This window comes from Candidatus Kaistella beijingensis (genome assembly GCF_020084865.1).
Lineage (GTDB): Bacteria > Bacteroidota > Bacteroidia > Flavobacteriales > Weeksellaceae > Kaistella > Kaistella beijingensis.
Window position 1 is genome coordinate 2,432,838 of the sequence record NZ_CP071953.1, and the last position, 23,153, is coordinate 2,455,990.

The following is a 23,153-nucleotide window of genomic DNA, read 5'->3' on the forward strand; positions in this document are numbered from 1 at the left end:
AAAACATTATCTAATAATTACCGGAGTGGTGTAAACAGTTTCCGTGCCGTTTTCAGCTTTAAGGATGTAAAAACCTTTCGGAAGGGTAGTAAGCATTTCCTCATCGGAACCAACATTATTTCTTGCGAACACTTTTTTTCCGGAGGCATCAAATAAGGAAATATTAAGCTTTCTGAATTTTGATTCCTCATATTTAATGTATAGCGAACCTCTTGAGGGATTTGGATAAATCTTGAAATTCTCCTTGCTGGAAGAAGTGTTATGAACAGCCAAATCATTGGTGTTGGTTGAAGTCCAGGCTCCTCTTCCGTAAGTTGCTGCCAATAAAGTTTTGGTTGAAGGTCTGTAGTCAATTTTGGTTACTCTGGTGTTTCCAATCCCATCGGAGTACTGTGCCCAAGTTGGTGATGCGGCTGCGAAATTTGCCGTTCCCCAAATTCCCATTTCGGTCCCGATGATAACTTCAGAAGGTTTTGTCGGATTCATGAAAATTGCTCTTACCGGCATGTCTGGGAGATTTCCTTCCTTATTTTGCCAAGTTGCTCCACCGTCATTTGTAAAGTAAACGTTTTTCATGGTCTCACCGTAATTGGAAAGCGTTACCAAAATTTCGTTCTCGCTTGCTCCAAATTTGATATCAGAAACATTACCAACAAAAGGAGTTGCGATCACCGTGCTAACCGGCGTTGTGTCAGCATTGATCATCTTAATAATTTTTCCGGAATTGGTTCCTAAAAACAAGGTCGAAGAAGTGGTGGTGTAAGGAGAAACGGATATTTTTGAAATTCTGTCTCCTGAAGCAGTTCCTGCACTTATGGTAGATTTCACGTAAGCATTGTTGGTCTTCAGACCAGTTGCACGGTTCATGGTGTATCCGGATATTGTGGAATAAAATACATCCATATTTCTGTCCACTGCTAAAATATTTACAAATAAACCATTGTTTACGGCAAATAAGGAATAGTTGCTTCCGTTTGGTGCAGTAATGAAGTGGTTGTTATAAACATAACTATATACTTTGTAAAGTCCTTGATCGTCAAATTCGGTATGGCATCCGTCACCGCCATAATAAGAAGAGACGTTGTAGAAATTATTCGCAAGTGGTCCACCTGCAAACCGCGAAGTTCCATTGTCTTGAGCACCTGCTAAAAACTCTTCATCATTCGGAGTTTTAACAGGGTTAAGTGTTGCACCATAAAATTGGGTAACGTTATAACGTGTATTTCTGGCTAAGATCGCTACGCTGGAATTGAAGTTGGTATTGTTTGCAGCGTAAAAAATTCCACCATCATTTCCGAAAAGCATTTGCTGTGGATTTTTAGGATTGAAAACAATCGCATGCTGATCTGCATGAACCAAGGAAGCTGTTAAACTAGCTAAATTATTATTGTTCGACCATTTTGAAATTTGTTTCCAACTGGCTGCACCGTCAGTAGATTTAAAGAGGTCGATTCCTCCTGTATATACTATTTCATCATTAACGGGATCGGGAGTAATTACCAAATCATAAAAAGCCTGTCCTCTGGTGAAATCATTAGTAGGAATCCCGGTGTCTGCATCTTGTGGTAAGGTAATGGTAGGTGAAGCGTCATTTGTAGCGACCCAGGTTGCGCCTCCATTAACAGTTTTTAAAATGCGTACTGGCTCTAAAGCACTCATTAGGACGTAAGCCTTCAAAGGATTAGTTTTAGAGAGTCCCATTTTTACTCTTGCACCAGAAATATTCGCGTCATAAATTTTTGTAAATGTAGTTCCGTCGGTTGATCTGTAGATTTTTCCACCTGAACTGGCTCCTGAAGAATATCTGGAAGTACGCGTTGAAACCCAAACCGCATTGTCTGCCCCAATCTCAATCTGTTGAACAGAAAGCCCAAGATTGGGATTCTCGGGAACAGAAAGTGAAGAAATTTTGTTAAAAGTAGCGCCACCGTCGGTAGATTTATATAAACCTGCCTGCATTAATCCTGAAAATCCGTCATTAAAATTGATGGAAATATTTCCTCCACTTACGCCGGCATAAATTTCAGAAACACCATTGTTGTTTCGAACTTTTACGTCATTGATGTAGAAATTTCCGTTACGGGTTGTTCCGTTGTAGTAGGGTGGGAGTACAAATATGTTGGTCCAGGTTGCACCGCCGTCGGTTGTTTTCCAAATTCCTGAACCAATGGCGTCGCCGGTTTCACATTCGCCTGTTCCCACATAAAACGTCATTGGATTATTGGGATCATAAGAAATGGAGGAGATGGACGTATTGGACCAAAATGTACTTATTGGCTGCCATTCTGAAACGCTACTGGTAATGTCATCATTTCTCCATAAACCTCCTGAAACACCTCCTGCAAAAACTCTTTTACCAGTTTGGTCGTTGGGATCAAACATTATTGCGCGTGTTCTTCCGCCTACTCTGTAAGGACCTCTTTCAGTCCAAGGTTGATTGATCACGCTTTTGTCGCTTCCGTTGTTGCCTCCGATATTTGCGAGGAGTGAAAGCGGTTCCTTTGGTTTGAATTTCCCCGCATCTAAATCAGCCTTTAAATCCAGTAATTTGTAAAATTCTGGTGCACCTGTTTTCGGATTCATGGTTTCTTGAAAATCCTGCTCGTTATAAGCATTTGGCGGAATTGCGTTACCTTTTTGCGCATGGATGGACTTCATGCTTTTTTCAAGTTTCGCGTACTGTTTCACCAGTTCTTTGCGTTCTTTTTTTATTGCTCGATCTTGCGATTTAGGCGATAAATACTGTGAATATCCTAAAATGGATAAACATATTGTAAGGGAAGTAAAAATATTTTTTTTCATGGGGTTTGTTTTAAAAGTTTATGATGCGTAAATGTAAGAAATTTCTATAGTTTTTAGGTCGGTTCTGGAGTTAATTTTTGAATTTTTCATTTTAACCTTAATGAACGTACATCTCGTTTATGTTTTTTGAGTTTTTCAACAGTTCAACCTCGGAGTAAACGAATTTAATAAAGAGTGTTCATCTGTTTTTACCTATTATTTAATTTTTTTTGAAATTTCAACCTCGCAACAGAATGTTAATATTCTTTAAAACATACTAATAAAATGTTACATTTGTGAATAATTTCGTTTTCCGCCATGAAAAAACTTCTATTCCTCTTATTTTCTTTTATTTCGTTTTTCTCTTTTGCGCAGCTTGACCGTGAACACTGGTTTGCCCCAATGTTTGATGGACAATCGAATGGTGGAGACGAACAATTTCTACAGGTCTCAACCAATGAGACGACACCTTTCAAAGTGTATGTCTACAACAATAATTTGGTTGTAACAACCCTCACAATAAGCAAGGGAAATCCTGGCGTTTATAACGTTCCTAGGAGTTATATAATCACCACCGATACTTTTGATCTGTTTAAAGTTCGAACGCTTGGTTTATATATAAAAGCCGATAAGCCTTGCTTTGCTAATTTGCGCTTTGGGGTAACCAATCATACTGAAATTATAACTTCAAAAGGAACGGCGGGAATCGGCACAAAATTCTATACCGTAGTTGCTCCAAACACTTACTACAGTACCAATACGGGTTTTGCAGCAAGTTTTCTTGCCACAGAAGACAATACTACGGTTACTGTAAATAATTTCAAGAAACTTTTAACATTCAATGGTGCAGGTTCTTCCACAAGTTTCACCTTTACATTAAATAAAGGACAATCTTATATTATTGACGGAAGGTCAGATGCTACTAACAATTATGATGGATTCATCGGGGCAACAGTTACCGCGGATAAGCCCATTTCGATGAGCAACGGTAATTTTAACGGGCAGTATGCAACCACCAACAGCGGTGCCGGGACCGATATTTTGATGGATCAGTCGGTGCCCGTGGATAAACTGGGAGATGAATTCGTAATTGTAAAAGGTTACGGACAAATCGGTAATAATATGGAGGGTGCTATTGTGGTGGCTACCGAAAAAAACACGCAGGTTTTTGTAAATGATTCGCCTACACCGATCGCAACTTTAGCCAATGAAGGCGATTATTACTTTATCAAAGAAAATAATTATATTCTTCGGGGAGGCACGCATTTTAATATGCATATTAAATCGGACAAGAACATATACGTTTATCAGGTTTTAGGAGGTGTAGAAAGCGGCTCATCACCTTTGGCTACAGGGGGAATGAATTATATACCGCCACTAAACTGTTATCTGCCAAAAAGAATTGATGAGATCAGTTACATTAATTATCTATCAAACGTTCCACACAGTCCGCCTTTTCAAACAAAACTGAATATTATTACGGAAAAAGGAGCGGCAGTTACAGTAAATGGCACCACTCCAAATCCATTGTATGGACCTTACGATATTTCTTCGGTTGCAGCCAATCAAAAGTGGGTTTCTTATTCTATTCCTAATGTAACGGGGAATATTACTGTAGTTTCCACAAAAGCAGTAACAGCGGGAATTGCAAGTGGAAATGGTGCGTTTGGTTATGGTGGTTATTTTGCAGGGTTTTCTGCAATTCCTTTAATATTAAAGGTTGATGGTAACTGTCTACCGGGAGTAACACTTGCTGTTACAGCAGGTTACGATTCCTACGAATGGCTTCTTAAAAATCCTGACGGATCTTACAGTCCTGCTCCGGGAATCAATAACACTTTTTCATACGACCCTCCACAAGCAGGGATTTACGCAGTAAAAGTAAAGCAGGGATCCTGTCCAGAAATTCAGACGAAGGATTATAAATTCTACAATTGTACAACTTATACCAACCAGAATATTCCTTCCTGTGGTAGTGAAACATTAACGCCTTCGTTTGCCTTGAGTTCGCAAACGGTAAATCCGGCAACGGTAACTTTGACAACACCTCCTACAAAAGGAACTGTTACCATAACTCCAACAGGACAGGTGATCTACACCGCAAACCCCAATGTAAGTGGTACAGATACGTTCAAAATTTCTTTCTGCGGCATCGGTGTGATTCCAGATTGTGAAACGATTCAGTACTCGATACAAATGATCGAAAAAAATGATAATCAGGTTTTACAAGAATGTTCGACCAATGGAATTGCAACTTATAACTTAACCACAGCGAACGTAACTCCGGATACCACTCTAACAAAAAGTTATTTCAAAACATTTTCTGGCGCGCAAAATAATATTGCAGCAGATCAAATCTTGAATTTCACCAACTACAGTTCAGCAGACGGCTTCATCTATGTTCGTCTGGTAAACGGTGCAGGTTGTGTTTCGGTCGCGAAAGTGGAACTAAAATCAAAGCTCGCGCCTGAAGTTAAAGAAAACCTCTACACAAAACTCCATTGCGACGAGGATTTGGATGGAGTGATGGATGGCATATATAAAGTTAATGTAAGCACCATTACGCCAATTGTTTTGGTTCAAGCGTCTAATTTTGTTGTGCGTTACTACTCAGACGCAGCCAGTGCCAATGTGGGCGGTGCAAATAATATTACTGGGACATACAGTTTTTCTCCTGGTGGGAGTATATGGATTAGAGTTGATGCTCCAAATGGTTGCCCTTCTGTCATTAAAGAAATTATCTTGCAAACCGGAACCGCTTTCACCATAACCGATCCGGTAACAGAATATAAATGCGATAATGATCAGAACAATTCAGAAAACATCCTTCTTTCGGATTACACTTCAAAGTTTACAACCGACCCGGGTGCAACAGTCCAGTTTTTTAACACATTAGCAAATGCTAAAAATAACACGCCAACAACTACTGACGCACAAACTATTGCAGGTCCAAGAAGTTTCTTCTATCGTTTTAAAAAGGCTGGCTTCTGCGATGTAATCGGTACATTGAATATTTCACTGAAACCTTCTACTCCAACCGCTTTGTTAAATTCTTATACCGTTTGCCAGGGAGAAACTATTACCCTTACAGCTGAAGATTCGCCAACTTATGTTGCATGGCTTTGGATGCAGGGAGCAACAACGATTTCAAATACTAAAACGGCCACATTAAGCTCCGGAACTTATACTGTTTCATTTACGGATGCTTCGGGATGTATTTTTACCAAGAATATCACGATTGTTGATTCCCCAAAACCAATTCTTAATATTGCCGCATATAACGCGACACTGTGTGACAGTAATTTTGATGGAATCAGTGATCCAGTGAATTTCAACACGGTAACCCCGATTATCGTGACCAACTACGCTGCAAATTCCACATTGTTCAATGTGAGATATTATTTGAATAAAAATGACAGGGACGCGGGAAACAGCAACACGATTCCGAATCTGACCAACTGGACGTTTACAGCACCGACCATCGTATACGTGAGAGCAGAATCACAGTACTGCGCCTATATTCCGGAGGAAATTCACTTCGGCTTTGGAGTAAGTGTTCCTCTTATTAAAACTTCGGATACAAGAACAGTTTGCGACGATAACACGATGAACGGATCAGAAGTTGTGAATTTGGCAAACTACCGAACCATATTTACCGCCGATGGAACAGCTTCGGTAAAATATTTTGATGATTTGGTTAAGGCTCAAAACAACTTACCTGGACAGAATATTGCCGCTTCACAAACAATTTCCGGTGATAAAACCTTTTATTACAGATTTAGCAAAGCAGGTTTTTGCGATGTTATAGGGACTTTAAATCTATTGTTTAAATCTCCGACACCTACTGCGTTATTAAATTCATACACCATTTGTGCGGGAAGTACTATTTTGCTCACGGCAGAACCTTCGCCAACTTACACGGCGTGGTTGTGGAAGAAGGGAAGCGTTACGGTTTCCACGACGAACACGGCGACTTTGGGAGCGGGGGTTTACACCGTAACCTTTACCAACGCTTCGGGATGCGATTTCACGAAAACCATCACGGTTGTTGATTCCCCAAAACCAATTCTTAATATTGCCGCATATAACGCGACACTGTGTGACAGTAATTTTGATGGAATCAGTGATCCAGTGAATTTCAACACGGTAACCCCGATTATCGTGACCAACTACGCTGCAAATTCCACATTGTTCAATGTGAGATATTATTTGAATAAAAATGACAGGGACGCGGGAAACAGCAACACGATTCCGAACCTGACCAACTGGACGTTTACAGCACCGACCATTGTATATGTGAGAGCAGAATCACAGTACTGCGCCTATATTCCGGAGGAAATTCACTTCGGCTTTGGAGTAAGTGTTCCTCTTATTAAAACTTCGGATACAAGAACAGTTTGCGACGATAACACGATGAACGGATCAGAAGTTGTGAATTTGGCAAACTACCGAAACATATTTACCGCCGATGGAACAGCTTCGGTAAAATATTTTGATGATTTGGTTAAGGCTCAAAACAACTTACCTGGACAGAATATTGCCGCTTCACAAACAATTTCCGGTGATAAAACCTTTTATTACAGATTTAGCAAAGCAGGTTTTTGCGATGTTATAGGGACTTTAAATCTATTGTTTAAATCTCCGACACCTACTGCGTTATTAAATTCATACACCATTTGTGCGGGAAGCACTATTTTGCTCACGGCAGAACCTTCGCCAACTTACACGGCGTGGTTGTGGAAGAAGGGAAGCGTTACGGTTTCCACGACGAACACGGCGACTTTGGGAGCGGGGGTTTACACCGTAACCTTTACCAACGCTTCGGGATGCGATTTCACGAAAACCATCACGGTTGTTGATTCCCCAAAACCAATTTTTAATATTGCCGCATATAACGCGACACTGTGTGACAGTAATTTTGATGGAATCAGTGATCCAGTGAATTTCAACACGGTAACCCCGATTATCGTGACCAACTATGCTGCAAATTCCACCTTGTTCAATGTGAGATATTATTTGAATAAAAATGACAGGGACGCGGGAAACAGCAACACGATTCCGAATCTGACCAACTGGACGTTTACAGCACCAACCATCGTATACGTGAGAGCAGAATCACAGTACTGCGCCTATATTCCGGAGGAAATTCACTTCGGCTTCGGAGTAAGTGTTCCTCTTATTAAAACTTCGGATACAAGAACAGTTTGCGACGATAACACGATGAACGGATCAGAAGTTGTGAATTTGGCAAACTACCGAACCATATTTACCGCCGATGGAACAGCTTCGGTAAAATATTTTGATGATTTGGTTAAGGCTCAAAACAACTTACCTGGACAGAATATTGCCGCTTCACAAACAATTTCCGGTGATAAAACCTTTTATTACAGATTTAGCAAAGCAGGTTTCTGCGATGTTATAGGGACTTTAAATCTATTGTTTAAATCTCCGACACCTACTGCGTTATTAAATTCATACACCATTTGTGCGGGAAGTACTATTTTGCTCACGGCAGAACCTTCGCCTACGTACACCACTTGGTTATGGAAAAAAGGAACTGCAACTGTTTCAACCACAAACACCGCAACTTTAGGAGCAGGAACTTACACTATTACTTTTACCAATGCTTCAGGATGTCCTTTCACGAAAACCATCACGATTCTTGAATCTCCGAAACCAGTTTGGAAGCTTAATCTTTTCAGCGGAGTAAAATGCGATGAAAATTTTGATGGACAAATCGATGTTAATTTGAATGATATAACACCGGTAATTATTGGCAACAGCAGTTTGTTTACGGTACATTATTATCTAAACCAAAACGACGCAAATGTTGGAAACAACAATTACATCCAAAATCCAGCAGCTTGGTCTTACACAACTAATACGACGATTTGGGTGCGTGCTTTCTCACAATATTGTCCAGGAGAAGTGAAGCAGCTTGATTTCAAAAAAGGGAATGATATACCTGTTAGTAAAACCGAAGATTCTGTTACGGAGTGTGATAACGCCGACAATAACGAAGATGGAATTAAAACCGTGAACCTGGGTTCATATATCTCAAATTTCACAGCTCTTTCGGGTGTCACTGCAACATACTATGACAACTTAAATGCTGCACAAAATAGCGGAACGGTTATTCCAAATCCAGTTTCCGTGAATCAGTCGGGCGTTTATTATTTGAGATTACATAAAGCTAATTATTGTGACGTCATCGTTAAATTAAATGTAACAATTCAAATTCCTAAAAAATCTATTGTCTTGAAAGACAAAGCAATTTGTCCGGGAACGATTACGCAACTTGATGCAGGGCCAGGTTTTGACAGCTATCTATGGAGTACCGGGGAAACAACTCAAACGATAGATGTACCTGTTGGGAATTATTGGGTTGATTTAACCTTCAATGGCTGTACTTTCCGCCAACATGTTACTGTAAGCTCTGTCCCTATGCCAACAATCACTGGGGTTGAAATCATGGGAACTACTGTTACTGTTAACGTTTCTGGAGGAAATCCACCTTATCAGTATGCGATTGACAATGGAAGTTATCAGTCGTCAAACGTATTCCACAATGTCCGCGGCGGTGATCATACCATTTATGTAATTTCCAGCGACAACTGTGCTCCGGTTTCTTATGAAATTACAGTTGTAGAGCCTTATAACGTAATTACTCCGAATGCAGATGGCATTAACGATGTGCTCAATTATTCCGCATTGCTGAAAAAGGATGCTCCGTTCATGCAAATTTTTGACCGTTACGGAAAAATAGTCTTTGTTGGAGACAAAAACAACCGTTATACGTGGGATGGAAGAGCATTCGGAAAAGCAGTACCAACAGGAAGTTATTGGTTGGTAATGCACTGGACTGAACCAGGTGTGGCAACGCCATCTCAATACAGTGGTTGGGTTTTAGTGAAAAACAGAGATTAATAGGACAAAAAAAGCCTGAATTCAATTTGAATTCAGGCTTTTTTTAACTCAAAAATAATTACTCATTCAGCTTTTCGATTTGGCGAATAACATTCTCGGTTTCAGCTTGCAATTCGTCCATTCCATCATTATTGAAAATCACAAAGTCCGCTATCTTGATCTTGTCTTTTTCTGGCATTTGTTTATTCATCACGTTTTCAACTTCTCGGTAGGTTTTTCCGTCGCGATCCATCACTCTTTTCAACCGTAAATTATCGTCGGCTGTAACTAAAACTGATTTAAAGCAGCTTTCGTTCAATTTAAGTTCAAAAAGAAGCGCAGTTTCCTTGAAAACAAATTCTGTTGTTTGATTTCCCACCCATTTTTCGAAATCATATTTCACGGCGGGGTGAATCATTCCGTTTAATTTCTGTAAAAGCTCTTCATCATTAAAAACAATTTCGGCAACATATTTCCTATCGTACAAACCATTTTCATCATACGCTTTTGCACCCAAAAGTTCGATGATTCCTTTCTTCAAGAGTTCATCATCATTCACGATTTCTTTGGCTCGAACATCAGAATAGTAAACAGGAAATCCCATTTCTTCAATGAATTTCGCCACCGTAGATTTTCCCGAGCCAATTCCTCCGGTTAAGCCAATTATTTTAGGCAGATTATTTAAACTTCCAGCATCCATCTTCCAGCATTCATCTTATTAATATCCAAAAATATCATTCATCGTAAAAATTTCATCCAAACGAACTCCTTTTTCTGTCATTTTTAAAGAAGCCAATTCGTTGTGAGCATCGTGTTCGAAAAATAAAAGATATTCATTATCGACACATTGTTTCAAAAATTTCGCTTTTTCCTCCATGGTCAAAAGTGGACGAGTGTCATAACCCATCACATAAACTTGCGGAATGTGACCCACTGTCGGAATTAAATCTGCCGCAAAAACAATGGTCTTGTCTTGATATTGAATCACAGGGAGCATTTGCTTTTCGGTATGTCCATCCACAAAAATTACATCCATTTTCAAATCCGGTGCAAAACCGTAGTTCCCGTTTTGTGGAATTGGCAAGAAATTGAGTTGTCCGCTTTCCTGCATTGGCAAAATATTTTCTTTCAGAAAACTGGCTTTTTCACGTGGATTTGGTTCTGTGGCCCATTTCCAATGGTTTTCATTCGTCCAGAAGTGGGCATTTTTGAAGGCAGGTCTGTAACCCGTTTTATCGTCATTCCATTCAATTGCTCCACCGCAGTGATCGAAGTGAAGGTGTGTTAAAAAAACATCGGTAATATCCTCTCGAACGAAACCATATTTTTTTAAATTTTTATCCAGAGAATCATCGCCCCAAAGTGAATAGTGTCCGAAAAATTTGTCATCCTGCTTATTTCCCAATCCGCAGTCGATGAGAATCAGTTTCTTTCCGTCTTCCACTAAGAGTGAGCGGGTTCCAAGTTCAATTAAATTTTTTTCATCTGCGGGATTTGTCTTTTGCCACAAAGATTTTGGAACGACGCCGAACATTGCGCCACCGTCTAGTTTAAATTTTCCGCATTGTATAGGATAGAGTTTCATAGAATTTAATTAATAATTGACCATTAAAAATGAATAATTTCTTTCTGCGTTATTTCCAAAACTTTTAAAAAAGTTCCCCTAAATTTTTCGGTCTGGAAATTCCTAAATGTTTATAAGCTTTCTCCGTCACTTCCCTTCCTCTCGGTGTTCTGATGATGAAACCTTCCTGAATTAAAAACGGCTCATAAACTTCCTCTAAAGTTTCGGGATTTTCTGCGATAGAAGTTGCCAATGCGGAAATTCCCACAGGTTTTCCACGGAAGTTTTCAATCATGACGCGCATAATCTTATTGTCCATATCATCCAAACCAAATTCATCTACATTTAAAGAGTTTAAGGCAAATTTGGTGATGTTGATTTCAATTTCACCGTTTCCTTTTATTTCAGCAAAATCACGGACTCTTCTTAAAAGCGCGTTTGCAATTCTCGGTGTTCCCCGACTTCTTCGGGCGATTTCCAAAGCGGCATCTTCATAGATTTTCACGCCCAAAACTCTTGCGCTTCTTTCGATAATCATTCCCAAAAGTTCCACGGTGTAATATTCCAACCTGCTTTGAATTCCGAATCTTGCGAGCATTGGTTTGGTCAACATTCCGCTTCTTGTGGTTGCTCCAACTAAAGTAAAAGGATTTAAACCAATCTGCACACTTCTCGCATTCGGACCGGTTTCGAGCATGATGTCGATTTTATAATCTTCCATCGCCGAATACAGATATTCTTCAACAATTGGGGAAAGCCGGTGAATTTCATCGATGAAAAGAACGTCGTTTTCTTCAAGATTTGTGAGCAATCCCGCTAAACTTCCAGGTTTATCCAAAACAGGACCGGAAGTTATTTTGCAATTTACTCCCAATTCATTTGCTATAATGTGCGCCAAAGTCGTTTTTCCCAACCCGGGTGGACCGTGAAGAAGAACGTGGTCCAAAGCACCGCCACGATTTTTCGCCGCCGCAACGAAAACTTCCAAATTGTCCAGAGTCTTTCTTTGTCCTGCAAAATCTGCAAAACTCTGCGGACGGATTTTCTCTTCCTGCATCAGTTCCTCATCGGAAAAATTCTCTTTGTCTGCGTGTAAAAAGTCGGGCATTAAATTTTGGTTTGAATATTTTCAAAGGTAATAAAAATTTCCAGGTTAAGGTTAAGGTTGAGGTTGAGGAAACGTGATTCGTAAATTTTGATTATTTTTGGAAATAACTTAAAACTAATTGAAATGATTAGTGATTTTACAGAAATGCCGGTTTGGCAAAAAGCAATGGATATTGCTGAGAAGTGCTTTGAAATATCCGAAGACTTACCAAGAAAAGAAGATTATGCTCTCACTTCACAATTGAGACGTTCTGCAGAAAGTATATCGGCAAATATTGCAGAAGGATTTGGAAGAAGAACTTCAAAAGACAAAACGCTTTTTTATGATATTTCGAGGGGTTCTGCATTTGAAACCAAAAGTCATTTAATTTATGGTGTCCGTGTAAAATATTTCACAGAAAAAGAATATGTAAAAATTAAATTCGTAATAGAGGAAGTTGTACATGAACTCAACAAAATCACCAACCATCTTCTTAGAAACTAAACGCTCTCAACCTCAACCTTTACCTCAACCTCAACCTCAACCTGTGAAACTAATCGGTCCTTTCAAACAAATCGTAACTCTGGCAAACCTTCCGTTACGTGGGAAACTTTCAGATGAACAACTCGAAATCATCGAAAACGGTGGAATTTTAATCAATTCAGATCATAAAATCGAAGCCGTAGATAATTTTGAAAAACTGAAATCTGAAAATCCTGAACTCATCAACTCACCAACTCACCAACTCACCAACTCCATAGTTCTTCCCGCATTCATAGATTCCCACACCCACATTTGTTTCGGTGGAAATCGTGCCAATGATTTCGCCATGAGAAATGCCGGAAAAACCTATTTAGAAATCGCAGAAAGCGGTGGCGGAATCTGGAGTTCGGTTCAACACACGAGAAATGCGTCCGAAGAGGATCTGTTGAAAACCATTTTAAAAAGAATCAACTTTTTGATTTCTTTGGGAATTACCACTATTGAAGTAAAATCCGGCTATGGTTTGGATTTGGAAAACGAGTTGAAAATGCTTCGTGTCATCAGAAAAGCACAATCTTTAAGTAAAGCTACTTTGGTACCGACCTGTCTTTCCGCACATTTGAAACCGAGAGATTTTGACGGAACTTCGCAAGACTATCTTCAATATATTTTAGAACACATTTTACCTAAAGTCAAAGAAGAAAATCTCGCAAAACGTGTCGATATTTTCATTGAAAAATCTGCCTTTCAGCCGGATGAAAGCAAGGAATTTTTGTTGAAGGCCAAAGATTTAGGTTTTGAAATCACGGTTCATGCAGATCAATTCACGCCTGGAAGTTCTAGAATTGCGGTGGAAGTTGGTGCAAAATCTGCTGATCATTTGGAAGCGACCATTGATGAAGACATCGAATACTTGGCAAAATCCGAAACCGTTGCTGTTGCTCTTCCTGGAGCAAGTTTGGGATTGGGTGAAAAATTTACTCCCGCAAGAAAAATTCTAGACAAAAACGGAATTCTCGCCATTGCAAGCGATTGGAATCCCGGTTCTGCACCGATGGGAAATTTAATTACTCAAGCTTCGATTTTGGCGACGTTTGAAAAACTTTCCACGGCAGAAGTTTTGGCAGGAATTACGTTTCGTTCTGCTTTTGCATTAGGTTTGAAAGATCGCGGAAAATTGGAAAAAGGAATGAAGGCGGATTTTGTGACTTTTAATACTGATAATTTCCAAAACGTTCTTTATCAACAGGGAAGCCTGAAAGCGGAAAGCGTTTATATCGATGGTGAAAAAATTTAAAAATATCCTTATCTTTAAGCATTAAAATTTTCATTGATGAGCAATTTAGATATGTGGGAAGTTTTCATCCAAACAAAACCTGGACTTTCTCACAAACACGCAGGAACCGTACAAGCCGCAACCGCCGAAATGGCGCTGCAAAACGCAAGAGACGTTTATACTAGAAGGATGGAAGGAACCTCGATTTGGGTGGTTCCGAGTAAATATTTAGTGACTTCGGAAGGTGTTGACAAAGAAGCGTTTTTTGATCCTGCAGATGATAAATTGTATCGTCACCCGACTTTTTACGAAATCCCAAATGATGTGAAGAACATGTAAAACATGCAGTCAGCTTTCAGCTCTCGGCAATCAGCAATTTTGCACCGCCGAAAGCAGACAGCCGATCGCCGAAAGAAACTAAAATGAATCCACTATACCACTACCTTTTAAAACTTGCAGACGACACTTTGATTTTTGGTCAAAGATTGGGGGAACTTTGCGGAAAAGGTCCTTATTTGGAAGAAGATATCGCATTGACCAACATCGCTCTCGATTATTTGGGACAAAGCAACAATCTTTTTAAATACGCCGCCCAAGTTCAAAATGAAAACAAAACCGAAGACGACTTGGCGTTTCTGCGTTTGGAGAAAGAATATTTGAATTGCCAACTCTCCGAACTTCCAAACGGTGATTATGCACAAACAATTTTGAAGGTTTATTTCTTTTCCGTTTATCAGAAATTACTTTACGAAGTATTGATGAAAAGCACCGACCCAACACTTGCCGGAATCGCTGAAAAATCTCTGAAAGAAGTAAAATACCATTACACTCATGCTTCAACTTGGGTGAAAATGTTTGCAGGGGGAACCGATGAAAGCAAAACCCGACTTCAAAATGCGGTTCATCATTTATGGGAATACACCGGTGGAATTTTTGCTGAAACTCCTGGTGAAAAAGATTTGGTAAAACTCGACATCGTTCCTGATTCCAAAAAATTGCATGAAGATTGGAAAGCTGAAGTTTCAAAGGATTTCCAAAATTTCGGCATCGAAATTCCTGAAAGCGAGTTTATGCAGAAAGGTTCCAGAACGGGTTATCACACGGAATATTTTGGTTACATTCTGTGCGAGCTTCAGTATATGCAGCGAACGTATCCGGATTGTGTTTGGTAAAAAAGCTGGGTGATGGAAGATGATGCTGGAAGATTGCTTTGGATGTAATTTAGACTGGATCGCTGCTACATATGGTATCCAATCTTGCCGAAAGCTGAACGCCGATTGCCGAAAGCGCCAAATTGTTACATAGATACATTGCTACATTGTTAAATTTATTAGAAATATTAAAAACCATTCCCGATCCCGAAATTCCCGTAATCAACATTGTGGAACTCGGGATTGTTCGTGGTGCGAAAATGATTTCGGAAAACGAGGCCGAAATTGTGATTACTCCAACTTATTCCGCTTGTCCTGCGATGTTCAATATTGAGGAAGACATCATTAAACTTTTTAAAGAAAAAGGAATTTCTGCAAAAGTCATCACCAAAATTTCACCGGTTTGGACCACCGATTGGATTACAGACGAAGCCCGTGAAAAACTTCGCGCTTATGGAATTACACCACCCGAAAAGGGAGCGCACGAGGACCATTTAAATGTTCCAAAAAAATGTCCAAGATGCGGTTCGGAAAACACCAATCAAATCAGCCGTTTCGGTTCAACGCTTTGCAAAGCGAGTTATCAATGTAATGATTGTTTGGAACCTTTTGATTATTTCAAATGTCATTGAGTGAGTTTGAAAATGATTCAATTTGAGAATTTGAAAATTTCGCCCAATAATTCTGTGCTAAACATTTTAAATCCATCTATTTTCAAATCATAAACTTCTATATTTGTAGATAACAAGATTTTCAAATTATCCCATTCTAAAATTTTCAAATTAAATATGTACACACAGCTCCAAATAGAATCCCATTTTGACGGGAAACTTCAAATTGCCTATCTCAACCAACCCGAAACTTACAACAGTTTAAACAAAGTTTTGCTTCGTGAGCTCAAACAATTTGTTCACGATTGCAGCCATAGCGAAAGTGTGCGTTGCGTCGCTATTTCTGGACGTGGAAAAGCATTTTGTTCCGGACAAAATTTAAAAGACGCCATGTCGATGAACGATCCAGAAGAAGAGCGTATCATTCAAAGGATGGTGATCGATTATTACAATCCATTGGTGAACGAAATCGCCAATTGCAGAAAACCTGTCATTTCTCTGGTGAACGGTCCTGCTGTTGGAGCCGGCGCAATGTTGGCTTTGATTTGCGATATTTCTTTGGCAACACAATCTTCCTATTTTTCTCAGGCATTTGTGAATATTGGATTAATTCCTGATACAGGCGGAACATATTGGTTACCAAAGCTTTTGGGTCGTCAACAAGCGAATTATTTAGCTTTTACGGGAAAAAAAATATCCGCAACTGAAGCAAAACAAATAGGATTAATCGCCGATGTTTTTGAGGATGAAAGCTTTTTGACAAATGCGATGGGAGTTTTGGAACAGATTTCAAATTTGCCGACTAAAGCAATTGCATTAACCAAAAAAGCATTTAACGAATCTTATGACAATTCTTTAAGCAAACAATTGGATGTTGAAGGAATTTTACAGCAGGAAGCCGCAGAAACAGAAGATTTCCGTGAAGGAGTTACCGCTTTTTTGGAGAAGAGAAAACCGAATTATCGTGGCCGATAATTCATTTGAAATTTGAAGTTTGAAATTTCAAACCTCATCCCATTTAAAACAATATTTTATGATTTCTGAAAACTCGAATTCTGAATCTCTAATCTCGAATCTCGAATCTCGAATCTCAAAAGTTGGCATCATCGGTTCCGGAACAATGGGAATTGGGATTGCACAAGTGGCCTCCACTGCAGGTTGTGAAGTGTTTCTTTACGACGCGAATTCCTGGCAAACGGAAAAATCTCTGCTAAATTTAAAATCGACCTTAAATAAACTCGTTGAAAAACAGAAAATTTCGGCTGAAAAAAGCAAGGATATTTTTAATAAAATAAAATTCTGCGCCGATTTGGCTGAACTAAAGGATTGCGATTTAGTGATTGAAGCCATCATCGAAAACAAAGAAATCAAAACCGACGTTTTCAAAAAATTGGAAGAAATCGTTTCTGAAAAATGTGTGATTGGCAGCAACACTTCTTCTATTTCTATTACTTCACTTTCGGCAGAATTAAAAAAACCTGAAAGATTTATTGGAATCCACTTCTTTAACCCGGCTCCGTTAATGCCTTTGGTGGAAGTAATTCCCGGGCTTTTGACGGAAAAATCTCTAGCCCGAGAAATTTATGCTTTAATGGAAAGTTGGGGCAAAACTCCCGTAATCGCTAAAGATGTTCCCGGATTTATCGTGAACCGAATTGCACGACCTTTTTATGGAGAAGCGTTGAGAATCGCTGAAGAAAATATCGCTACTCCCGAACAAATCGACGATGCGATGCGGACTTTAGGAAATTTCAGAATGGGACCTTTTGAATTAATGGATTTAATTGGAATCGATATCAATTTTTCCGTGACCAAAACCGTTTACGCCGATTATTTCTACGATCCCAAATACAAACCTTCCCTACTTCAACAAAGAATGGCGGAAGCAAAATTGTTGGGAAGAAAAACCGGAAAAGGATTTTACGAATACTCGGAAGGTTCAGAAAAGCCTTTTCCTGAAAAGGATGACGAACTTTATCAAACCATTTTCAGCCGAATTATTTCAATGCTGATTAATGAAGCGGTGGAAGCAAAACGTTTGGGAATCGCGAATGATGAAGATTTGGAACTCGCCATGCAAAAAGGAGTGAATTATCCAAAAGGTTTACTGCAATGGGGATTTGATATTGGTTACCAAAAAATTTCTGATACACTTCAAAAACTATACGAGGAATATCAAGAGGAAAGATACAGACAAAGTCCGTTGCTTAGGAGAATGTAACAATTTATCAATGTAACAATGACGCAATTAGGACTCAATCACTCCTCAACTCACCCACGCACCCACTCAATAACACAACCACAAAACTATGACTCCACTCGAAACCGCCCAATACATGCTCAATCAGGATGAATTCTCCAAATGGATGGGAATCAAACTCATCGAGGTTCGTGAAAAATACTGCCTGATTGAAATGCCCGTAAAAAAAGAAATGATCAACGGACTGAAAACCGTTCACGGCGGCGTGACTTTTTCTCTTGCTGATTCTGCGTTGGCTTTTTCGAGCAACAATACGAATGAAGCGTCCGTTGCTTTGAACTGTATGATTAATTTTACGAAAGCGGTGAAATTGGGCGACACTTTAATTGCGGAAAGTGTTTTGATTTCCGACACCCGAAAAACGGGAGTTTACGATATTTCGATTACGAATCAGCACAAAGTTTTGGTGGCAACTTTTCGGGGAACGGTGTATAAGATTGAGAGGAAGGTGACGGATTTATAGAATAAATATTTTAAACTTAAATTTGACTTAAAGACTTTAAAAACAAACTATAATTAAATTATGAGAACAAAATTACTTTTAATCATGTCGTTCTTTTGTACGTGGGCATTTTCGCAAATCAAATTTGAGAAAGGCTACTTCATTGATAACAAAGATGTGATAACTGAATGCCTTATTAAAAACCTTGACTGGAAAAGCAATCCCAATTCATTCGAATATAAAATTTCGGAAGCTGCTAAAGCCCAGACTGCAACTATAAAAGGCATCAAACAATTCGAAATATACAATGGGGCAAAATTTGTACGATATGAGGTGAATATTGACCGTTCAAGCACTGACCTAAATAAATTATCTAGGAAAAAAAATCCAGAATTTGTAAAAGAAACAGTTTTTCTTAAAGAATTAGTTAACGGGAAAGGTAAACTTTATAAATTTACTGAAGGTAACCTCACCAAATATTTCTATCAAAATTCAGATGCTGCTCCTGAACAGCTCATTTATAAGCAATATCAAGTTGGTGAAACGGACATGACTTACAACAAAGACTATATTTCACAATTGCAAAATAATTTCACCTGCTCGTCAATATCTAATTCTGATATTTCAAAATTGGAATACAAAGAAAAAGACCTCACTAATTTTTTTGTAAATTATAATCATTGCGCTGATCCTAATTTCAAGTTGGCCGTACAAAACGAGACCAAGCCTAAATTTAATTTAAATATTCGACCACGTATCAATTTTTCATCGCTGGAAATTTTTTCTGGAAATACAATGAAAACGTATCCGTTAGGAAATAAAACAACATTTGCAATTGGTTTGGAAGCAGAATATCTACTAGCCTTCAATAAAAATAAATTTGCAATTATTGTAGAGCCAACTTATCAATATTACAAATCGGAGGCTACATTTGATGATTCATCTTTAATTGGGGGAAAAGTTATTGTAAAAGCCGATTACAGTTCGATAGAATTACCAATCGGAATTAGATATTACATGTATTTAAACACAGATTCCAAATTATTTGTCAATGCCGTTTATATTGTAGATTTCTCTTTGGGAAAGTCAATAGAAATGACTAGAGCAGATGGTTCACCATATCTTTCTTATGACCTTCGTTCACAACCTTCGCTCGGTTTTGGGATTGGTTACAAGTACAAAGATAAATATGGAATTGAGTTGAGGACACACTCAAAAAGAAGAATTACAAGTGACTATTTAATGACAAGTACTAATTACCAAACAACTTCAGTCGTTTTCAGCTATAATCTTTTTTAGAAAAATCTTCGGAAAATTACAAAACTTCAATTCATTTTGAAGTTTTTTTTATTCCCATGTAATAAATTCCCGACCTTCGTTGTCTTACTAATAGAAACAAAACTATGACTCACGAAACATTCAAAAACACGGTATTTTGTCTCAAGGACGAGATGTACCGATTTGCGAAAAGATTCGTGATGAGCAGCGACGAAGCGGAAGACGTTGTACAGGATTTGATGATGAAGTTTTGGCAAAAAAAAGAAGATCTCGCCAATTTCGGAAACTTGAAATCCTATGTTTTGAAATCGGTGAAAAACGAATGTTTGAACAGGTTGAAGCACCACGACGTGAAAATGGGTTTTGCAGATTTCCAAATTCATAGAAGTGAGCTTTACCAAATTGAGACCAATAACCTGAAGGAACAAATTCTGGGCTTTATCAACGGATTACCCGAAAAACAAAAAGCCGTGATTCACCTGAAAGATGTAGAAGAATACGACGTTCCCGAAATTTCAGAGATCCTTGATATGGAGGAAAATGCAGTAAGGGTAAATTTGATGAGGGCGAGAACGAAAATCAAGGAACAAATTCAGAAACTGATGGATTTTGAAAACAAAGTGATTGAAAATTTATAAATATTAAAAGCCACATGAACACATAGTTTTTTTACATCAAAATCAAATTTGATTGATATTAATTCACTTTCTATGTGCCTGTGTGGCGAAAAAACAAATATGAAAAACGATAATTCCCAAAGCAAATACAACGAAATTTTCCACGATTTAAAATCCGAGAAGATGAATTGGGATTTTGATGAATTCTTAAAAGAAGCCGAAAAATCCGAACAACCAACCACAATCATTTCAGAGAAGAAAGGCGCGTCTTTCCCGAAATTCTTTTGGATGGCTGCAAGTTTAGTCCTGCTCTTTTCGCTCGGAATTTTCTTTAAAGTTTTCAATAAAAACCAAATTGAGAAACAGGATCTATTGTCGAAAAACGAAATCCTTAAACAGAAAAATGATTTCGGTAAAGGGAATGAAATTGTGGCGGTTCATGCCGAAGATTCTTTGAAAACGGTTCAAGACAGTTTGGTGACCGATTCCGTTTCCGTGAGCAATGACGAGGAAGTGATGGACAAAATTTTACCGAGAAGAGGCCGCTTGAAAAAACCCGTTCGCCAATTTTACGTTCAAAATTCAGAAGAAAAAAAATCTGCCCCTGAAAAATCTGCAACTCCTGAATACCAATCCAACTATGTGATCATCAACGGACAAAGAATTGAAAACGAACAGGAAGCCATCGACTTAACCAAATATTCTTTCCGAATTCTGTCTGAAAATGTTTCTAAAACCGTGGCTCAAACTGAAGCCATCCCCACTTTTATTAACGAATAACCTTTTAAAGCAATGAAAAAATTTCTCCTCATATTCGCACTTTTCTTCTCGCATTTCTTCAACGTGAATGCGCAGAAAGACAAACTCGACCAACTGTTTGAAAAATATCAGGAATCCGATGGCGTTACTTCCATCAAAATCGCAAAACCGATGTTCAAGATGCTCAACAACCTGAACATTGGCGATTCCGAACTCGACCAGATTAAACCGCTTTTAAGTAAAATCAACGGACTGAAAATTCTCATCGTAGAAAAACCGGAAGTAAAATCCGACGCCAAAGACGGAGCATTAAAACAGAACCTTTTCCAAAATCTTCAAAACGATATTTCAGCTTCCATCAAAAACATGAAATATGAAGAACTGATGACGGTTCACAGCAAAAACAATAAAATTAAATTTCTTTCTTCCGACGCTGCGAACGGAGTTTTAGAAAATCTTTTGTTGAGCATCAACTCCGAAGACAACACGGTTTTAATGATGTTGGATGGTAAAATTTCGATGGATGACGTAAACCGATTAATTCAGGAGGCAGAAAATTCAACCCCGAAAACTTCTGTGGTTACCGAAAACATAAGTTCAAACGGTGTCACTCAAGTTAGAAATGTGGGAAATTTTACAGGAATTTCCGTTTCCAAAGGAGTTAAGGTGAATTTTACACAAGGAAACAACCAAAGCGTGGTGGTGGAAACCGATCCCGATATTCAACAGTACGTTTCTACCGTTGTGGAAGGGGGAATTCTGAAAATTTCTGTCAACAGCAAAGGCAAAAATAATCTGAGATTCAAAAAGCTTTTGGTGAATGTGGAAGCACCGCGACTTTCTTCGGTTAATTTAAGTTCGGGCTCACTTTTAACCACGATGAACACGGTGAACGAACAAGATTTCACAGCAGATATTTCTTCAGGAGCAAACCTAAATGCGGATATCAACGCAAAAAATTCTGTGGAAATTGAAATTTCTTCAGGAGCAGCAGGAAAATTGGATGTCGAATCCCAAAATTTTAGTTTGAACGGAACTAGTGGTGCCACAATCACAGTCGTTGGAAAAACAGAAAGTGCCGTTTTCAACACTTCGAGTGCGGCGACCTGTAATGCGCAGGATTTTGTTGCCAATCGAGTGACCGCTTCTTCAACTTCGGGTGGAAACCTGAAAGTTCAGGCGACCGATCAATTGGCTGCAACTGCGGGTTCAGGCGGTTCTGTGCGTTACAAAGGGAAACCTAAAACTTTCACATCATCTGTTCATCAAAACAGCGGCGGAAGCATTAAACCTTTAAATTAAAATCATGAAAAAAATTACTATTTTTTCCTTATTTGCAGTCCTTATTTTTTCTTTGCAGTCCTGTATCGTCTCCAAACATCCAAACATGGGATTCTTCGATAACCCTTATTATGACTACAAAGATGCCAAATTTGTAAGCATAAATGTCCCGATGTTTCTCGCAAAACCTATCGTGAAAAAAGCGTTGCGTGAAGATGGCGAAAGCGAAGAACTCATCAACCTCATCAAAAAAGTGGCGGATGTAAAAGTGATGGTAGTTTCTAACGGAAATGAAGAAATGATTGGCGATTTTGCGAAATATTTAACCAAAAATAATTTCGAGGAATGGATGACTATCAAGAAAGAAAATGAAATCATCAAATTTCAGGCAAAGCAGAACGGTGAGGAAATTCGGAATCTTTTAATCACAGTTGCCTCAGGAAAAGACCTGGTTTACGTGGATGTGAAAGGAAAATTCACCGCGGACAACATTTCGAAAATCATCAATTATTCAGAAAAAAATGACCTAAAAAAAATAGTTTCCAAATAAATTAAATTGAATTGTTTTCGTGGAACCGCTTTCTTTTTTGGAAGCGATTCAATCTTTTTTAATCGTATTTGAAAAATTAAAATTAGCTATTGTTTTATTGAAAAAAA

At 38.6% G+C, this 23,153-nt stretch carries 18 protein-coding genes; 14 read left to right on the forward strand and 4 right to left on the reverse strand.

Features of this window, described 5'->3' with window-relative positions:
* Positions 1-6: 6 nt before the first annotated feature.
* Positions 7-2,802 (reverse strand): T9SS type A sorting domain-containing protein, encoded by a 2,796-nt coding sequence (locus J4771_RS11295; RefSeq protein WP_224135104.1) that lies wholly within the window; start codon positions 2,800-2,802, stop codon positions 7-9.
* Positions 2,803-3,099: 297 nt separating this feature from the next.
* Here J4771_RS11295 and J4771_RS11300 point away from each other — a divergent pair, with 297 nt between their 5' ends.
* Positions 3,100-9,708, forward strand: coding sequence for a T9SS type B sorting domain-containing protein (locus J4771_RS11300; protein ID WP_224135105.1), 6,609 nt, complete (start codon positions 3,100-3,102; stop codon positions 9,706-9,708).
* A 58-nt stretch (positions 9,709-9,766) separates the two neighbouring features.
* Here J4771_RS11300 and coaE read toward each other — a convergent pair whose 3' ends face one another.
* From coaE to ruvB, 3 genes are all read right to left on the reverse strand, one after another.
* The gene (coaE, locus tag J4771_RS11305; RefSeq protein ID WP_224137831.1) at positions 9,767-10,363 is read right to left on the reverse strand and encodes a dephospho-CoA kinase; all 597 of its coding nucleotides are present in this window, start codon (positions 10,361-10,363) and stop codon (positions 9,767-9,769) included.
* A gap of 42 nt (positions 10,364-10,405) precedes the next feature.
* Positions 10,406-11,272: an MBL fold metallo-hydrolase gene (locus tag J4771_RS11310; RefSeq protein WP_224135106.1), complete on the reverse strand. Its 867-nt coding sequence runs from the start codon at positions 11,270-11,272 to the stop codon at positions 10,406-10,408.
* A gap of 64 nt (positions 11,273-11,336) precedes the next feature.
* Positions 11,337-12,359 (reverse strand): Holliday junction branch migration DNA helicase RuvB, encoded by a 1,023-nt coding sequence (gene ruvB / locus J4771_RS11315; protein WP_224135107.1) that lies wholly within the window; start codon positions 12,357-12,359, stop codon positions 11,337-11,339.
* Between the two features lie 123 nt (positions 12,360-12,482).
* Between ruvB and J4771_RS11320 the strand changes: the two genes are divergently transcribed.
* The 13 genes from J4771_RS11320 to J4771_RS11380 all read left to right on the forward strand — a co-directional run bounded on the left by J4771_RS11320 (position 12,483) and on the right by J4771_RS11380 (position 23,046).
* Positions 12,483-12,842 (forward strand): four helix bundle protein, encoded by a 360-nt coding sequence (locus tag J4771_RS11320; protein ID WP_224135108.1) that lies wholly within the window; start codon positions 12,483-12,485, stop codon positions 12,840-12,842.
* Positions 12,843-12,885: 43 nt separating this feature from the next.
* On the forward strand, positions 12,886-14,118 hold the full coding sequence (gene hutI / locus J4771_RS11325) for an imidazolonepropionase (protein WP_224137833.1): 1,233 nt from the start codon (positions 12,886-12,888) through the stop codon (positions 14,116-14,118).
* A gap of 36 nt (positions 14,119-14,154) precedes the next feature.
* Complete coding sequence (gene paaB, locus J4771_RS11330) at positions 14,155-14,436, forward strand: 1,2-phenylacetyl-CoA epoxidase subunit PaaB (protein ID WP_224135109.1); 282 nt, start codon at positions 14,155-14,157, stop codon at positions 14,434-14,436.
* Between the two features lie 83 nt (positions 14,437-14,519).
* Complete coding sequence (gene paaC, locus J4771_RS11335; protein ID WP_262900171.1) at positions 14,520-15,269, forward strand: 1,2-phenylacetyl-CoA epoxidase subunit PaaC; 750 nt, start codon at positions 14,520-14,522, stop codon at positions 15,267-15,269.
* A 146-nt stretch (positions 15,270-15,415) separates the two neighbouring features.
* Positions 15,416-15,880: a 1,2-phenylacetyl-CoA epoxidase subunit PaaD gene (gene paaD, locus J4771_RS11340; protein ID WP_224135110.1), complete on the forward strand. Its 465-nt coding sequence runs from the start codon at positions 15,416-15,418 to the stop codon at positions 15,878-15,880.
* A gap of 156 nt (positions 15,881-16,036) precedes the next feature.
* Positions 16,037-16,834: an enoyl-CoA hydratase/isomerase family protein gene (locus J4771_RS11345; protein WP_224135111.1), complete on the forward strand. Its 798-nt coding sequence runs from the start codon at positions 16,037-16,039 to the stop codon at positions 16,832-16,834.
* 145 nt (positions 16,835-16,979) lie between these two features.
* Positions 16,980-18,080: a 3-hydroxyacyl-CoA dehydrogenase NAD-binding domain-containing protein gene (locus J4771_RS11350; protein ID WP_262900199.1), complete on the forward strand. Its 1,101-nt coding sequence runs from the start codon at positions 16,980-16,982 to the stop codon at positions 18,078-18,080.
* Between the two features lie 88 nt (positions 18,081-18,168).
* Positions 18,169-18,582, forward strand: coding sequence for a PaaI family thioesterase (locus J4771_RS11355; protein ID WP_224135113.1), 414 nt, complete (start codon positions 18,169-18,171; stop codon positions 18,580-18,582).
* Positions 18,583-18,642: 60 nt separating this feature from the next.
* On the forward strand, positions 18,643-19,860 hold the full coding sequence (locus J4771_RS11360) for a PorT family protein (protein WP_224135114.1): 1,218 nt from the start codon (positions 18,643-18,645) through the stop codon (positions 19,858-19,860).
* A gap of 104 nt (positions 19,861-19,964) precedes the next feature.
* Entirely contained in the window at positions 19,965-20,477 is a 513-nt protein-coding gene (locus J4771_RS11365) for an RNA polymerase sigma factor (RefSeq protein ID WP_224135115.1), read from the forward strand.
* 99 nt (positions 20,478-20,576) lie between these two features.
* Complete coding sequence (locus J4771_RS11370) at positions 20,577-21,236, forward strand: hypothetical protein (protein ID WP_224135116.1); 660 nt, start codon at positions 20,577-20,579, stop codon at positions 21,234-21,236.
* 12 nt (positions 21,237-21,248) lie between these two features.
* Positions 21,249-22,517 carry a DUF4252 domain-containing protein gene (locus J4771_RS11375; RefSeq protein ID WP_224135117.1) on the forward strand — a complete coding sequence of 423 codons (1,269 nt, stop codon included), beginning with the start codon at positions 21,249-21,251 and terminating at the stop codon, positions 22,515-22,517.
* A gap of 4 nt (positions 22,518-22,521) precedes the next feature.
* Complete coding sequence (locus J4771_RS11380; RefSeq protein WP_224135118.1) at positions 22,522-23,046, forward strand: DUF4252 domain-containing protein; 525 nt, start codon at positions 22,522-22,524, stop codon at positions 23,044-23,046.
* Positions 23,047-23,153: the final 107 nt, after the last annotated feature.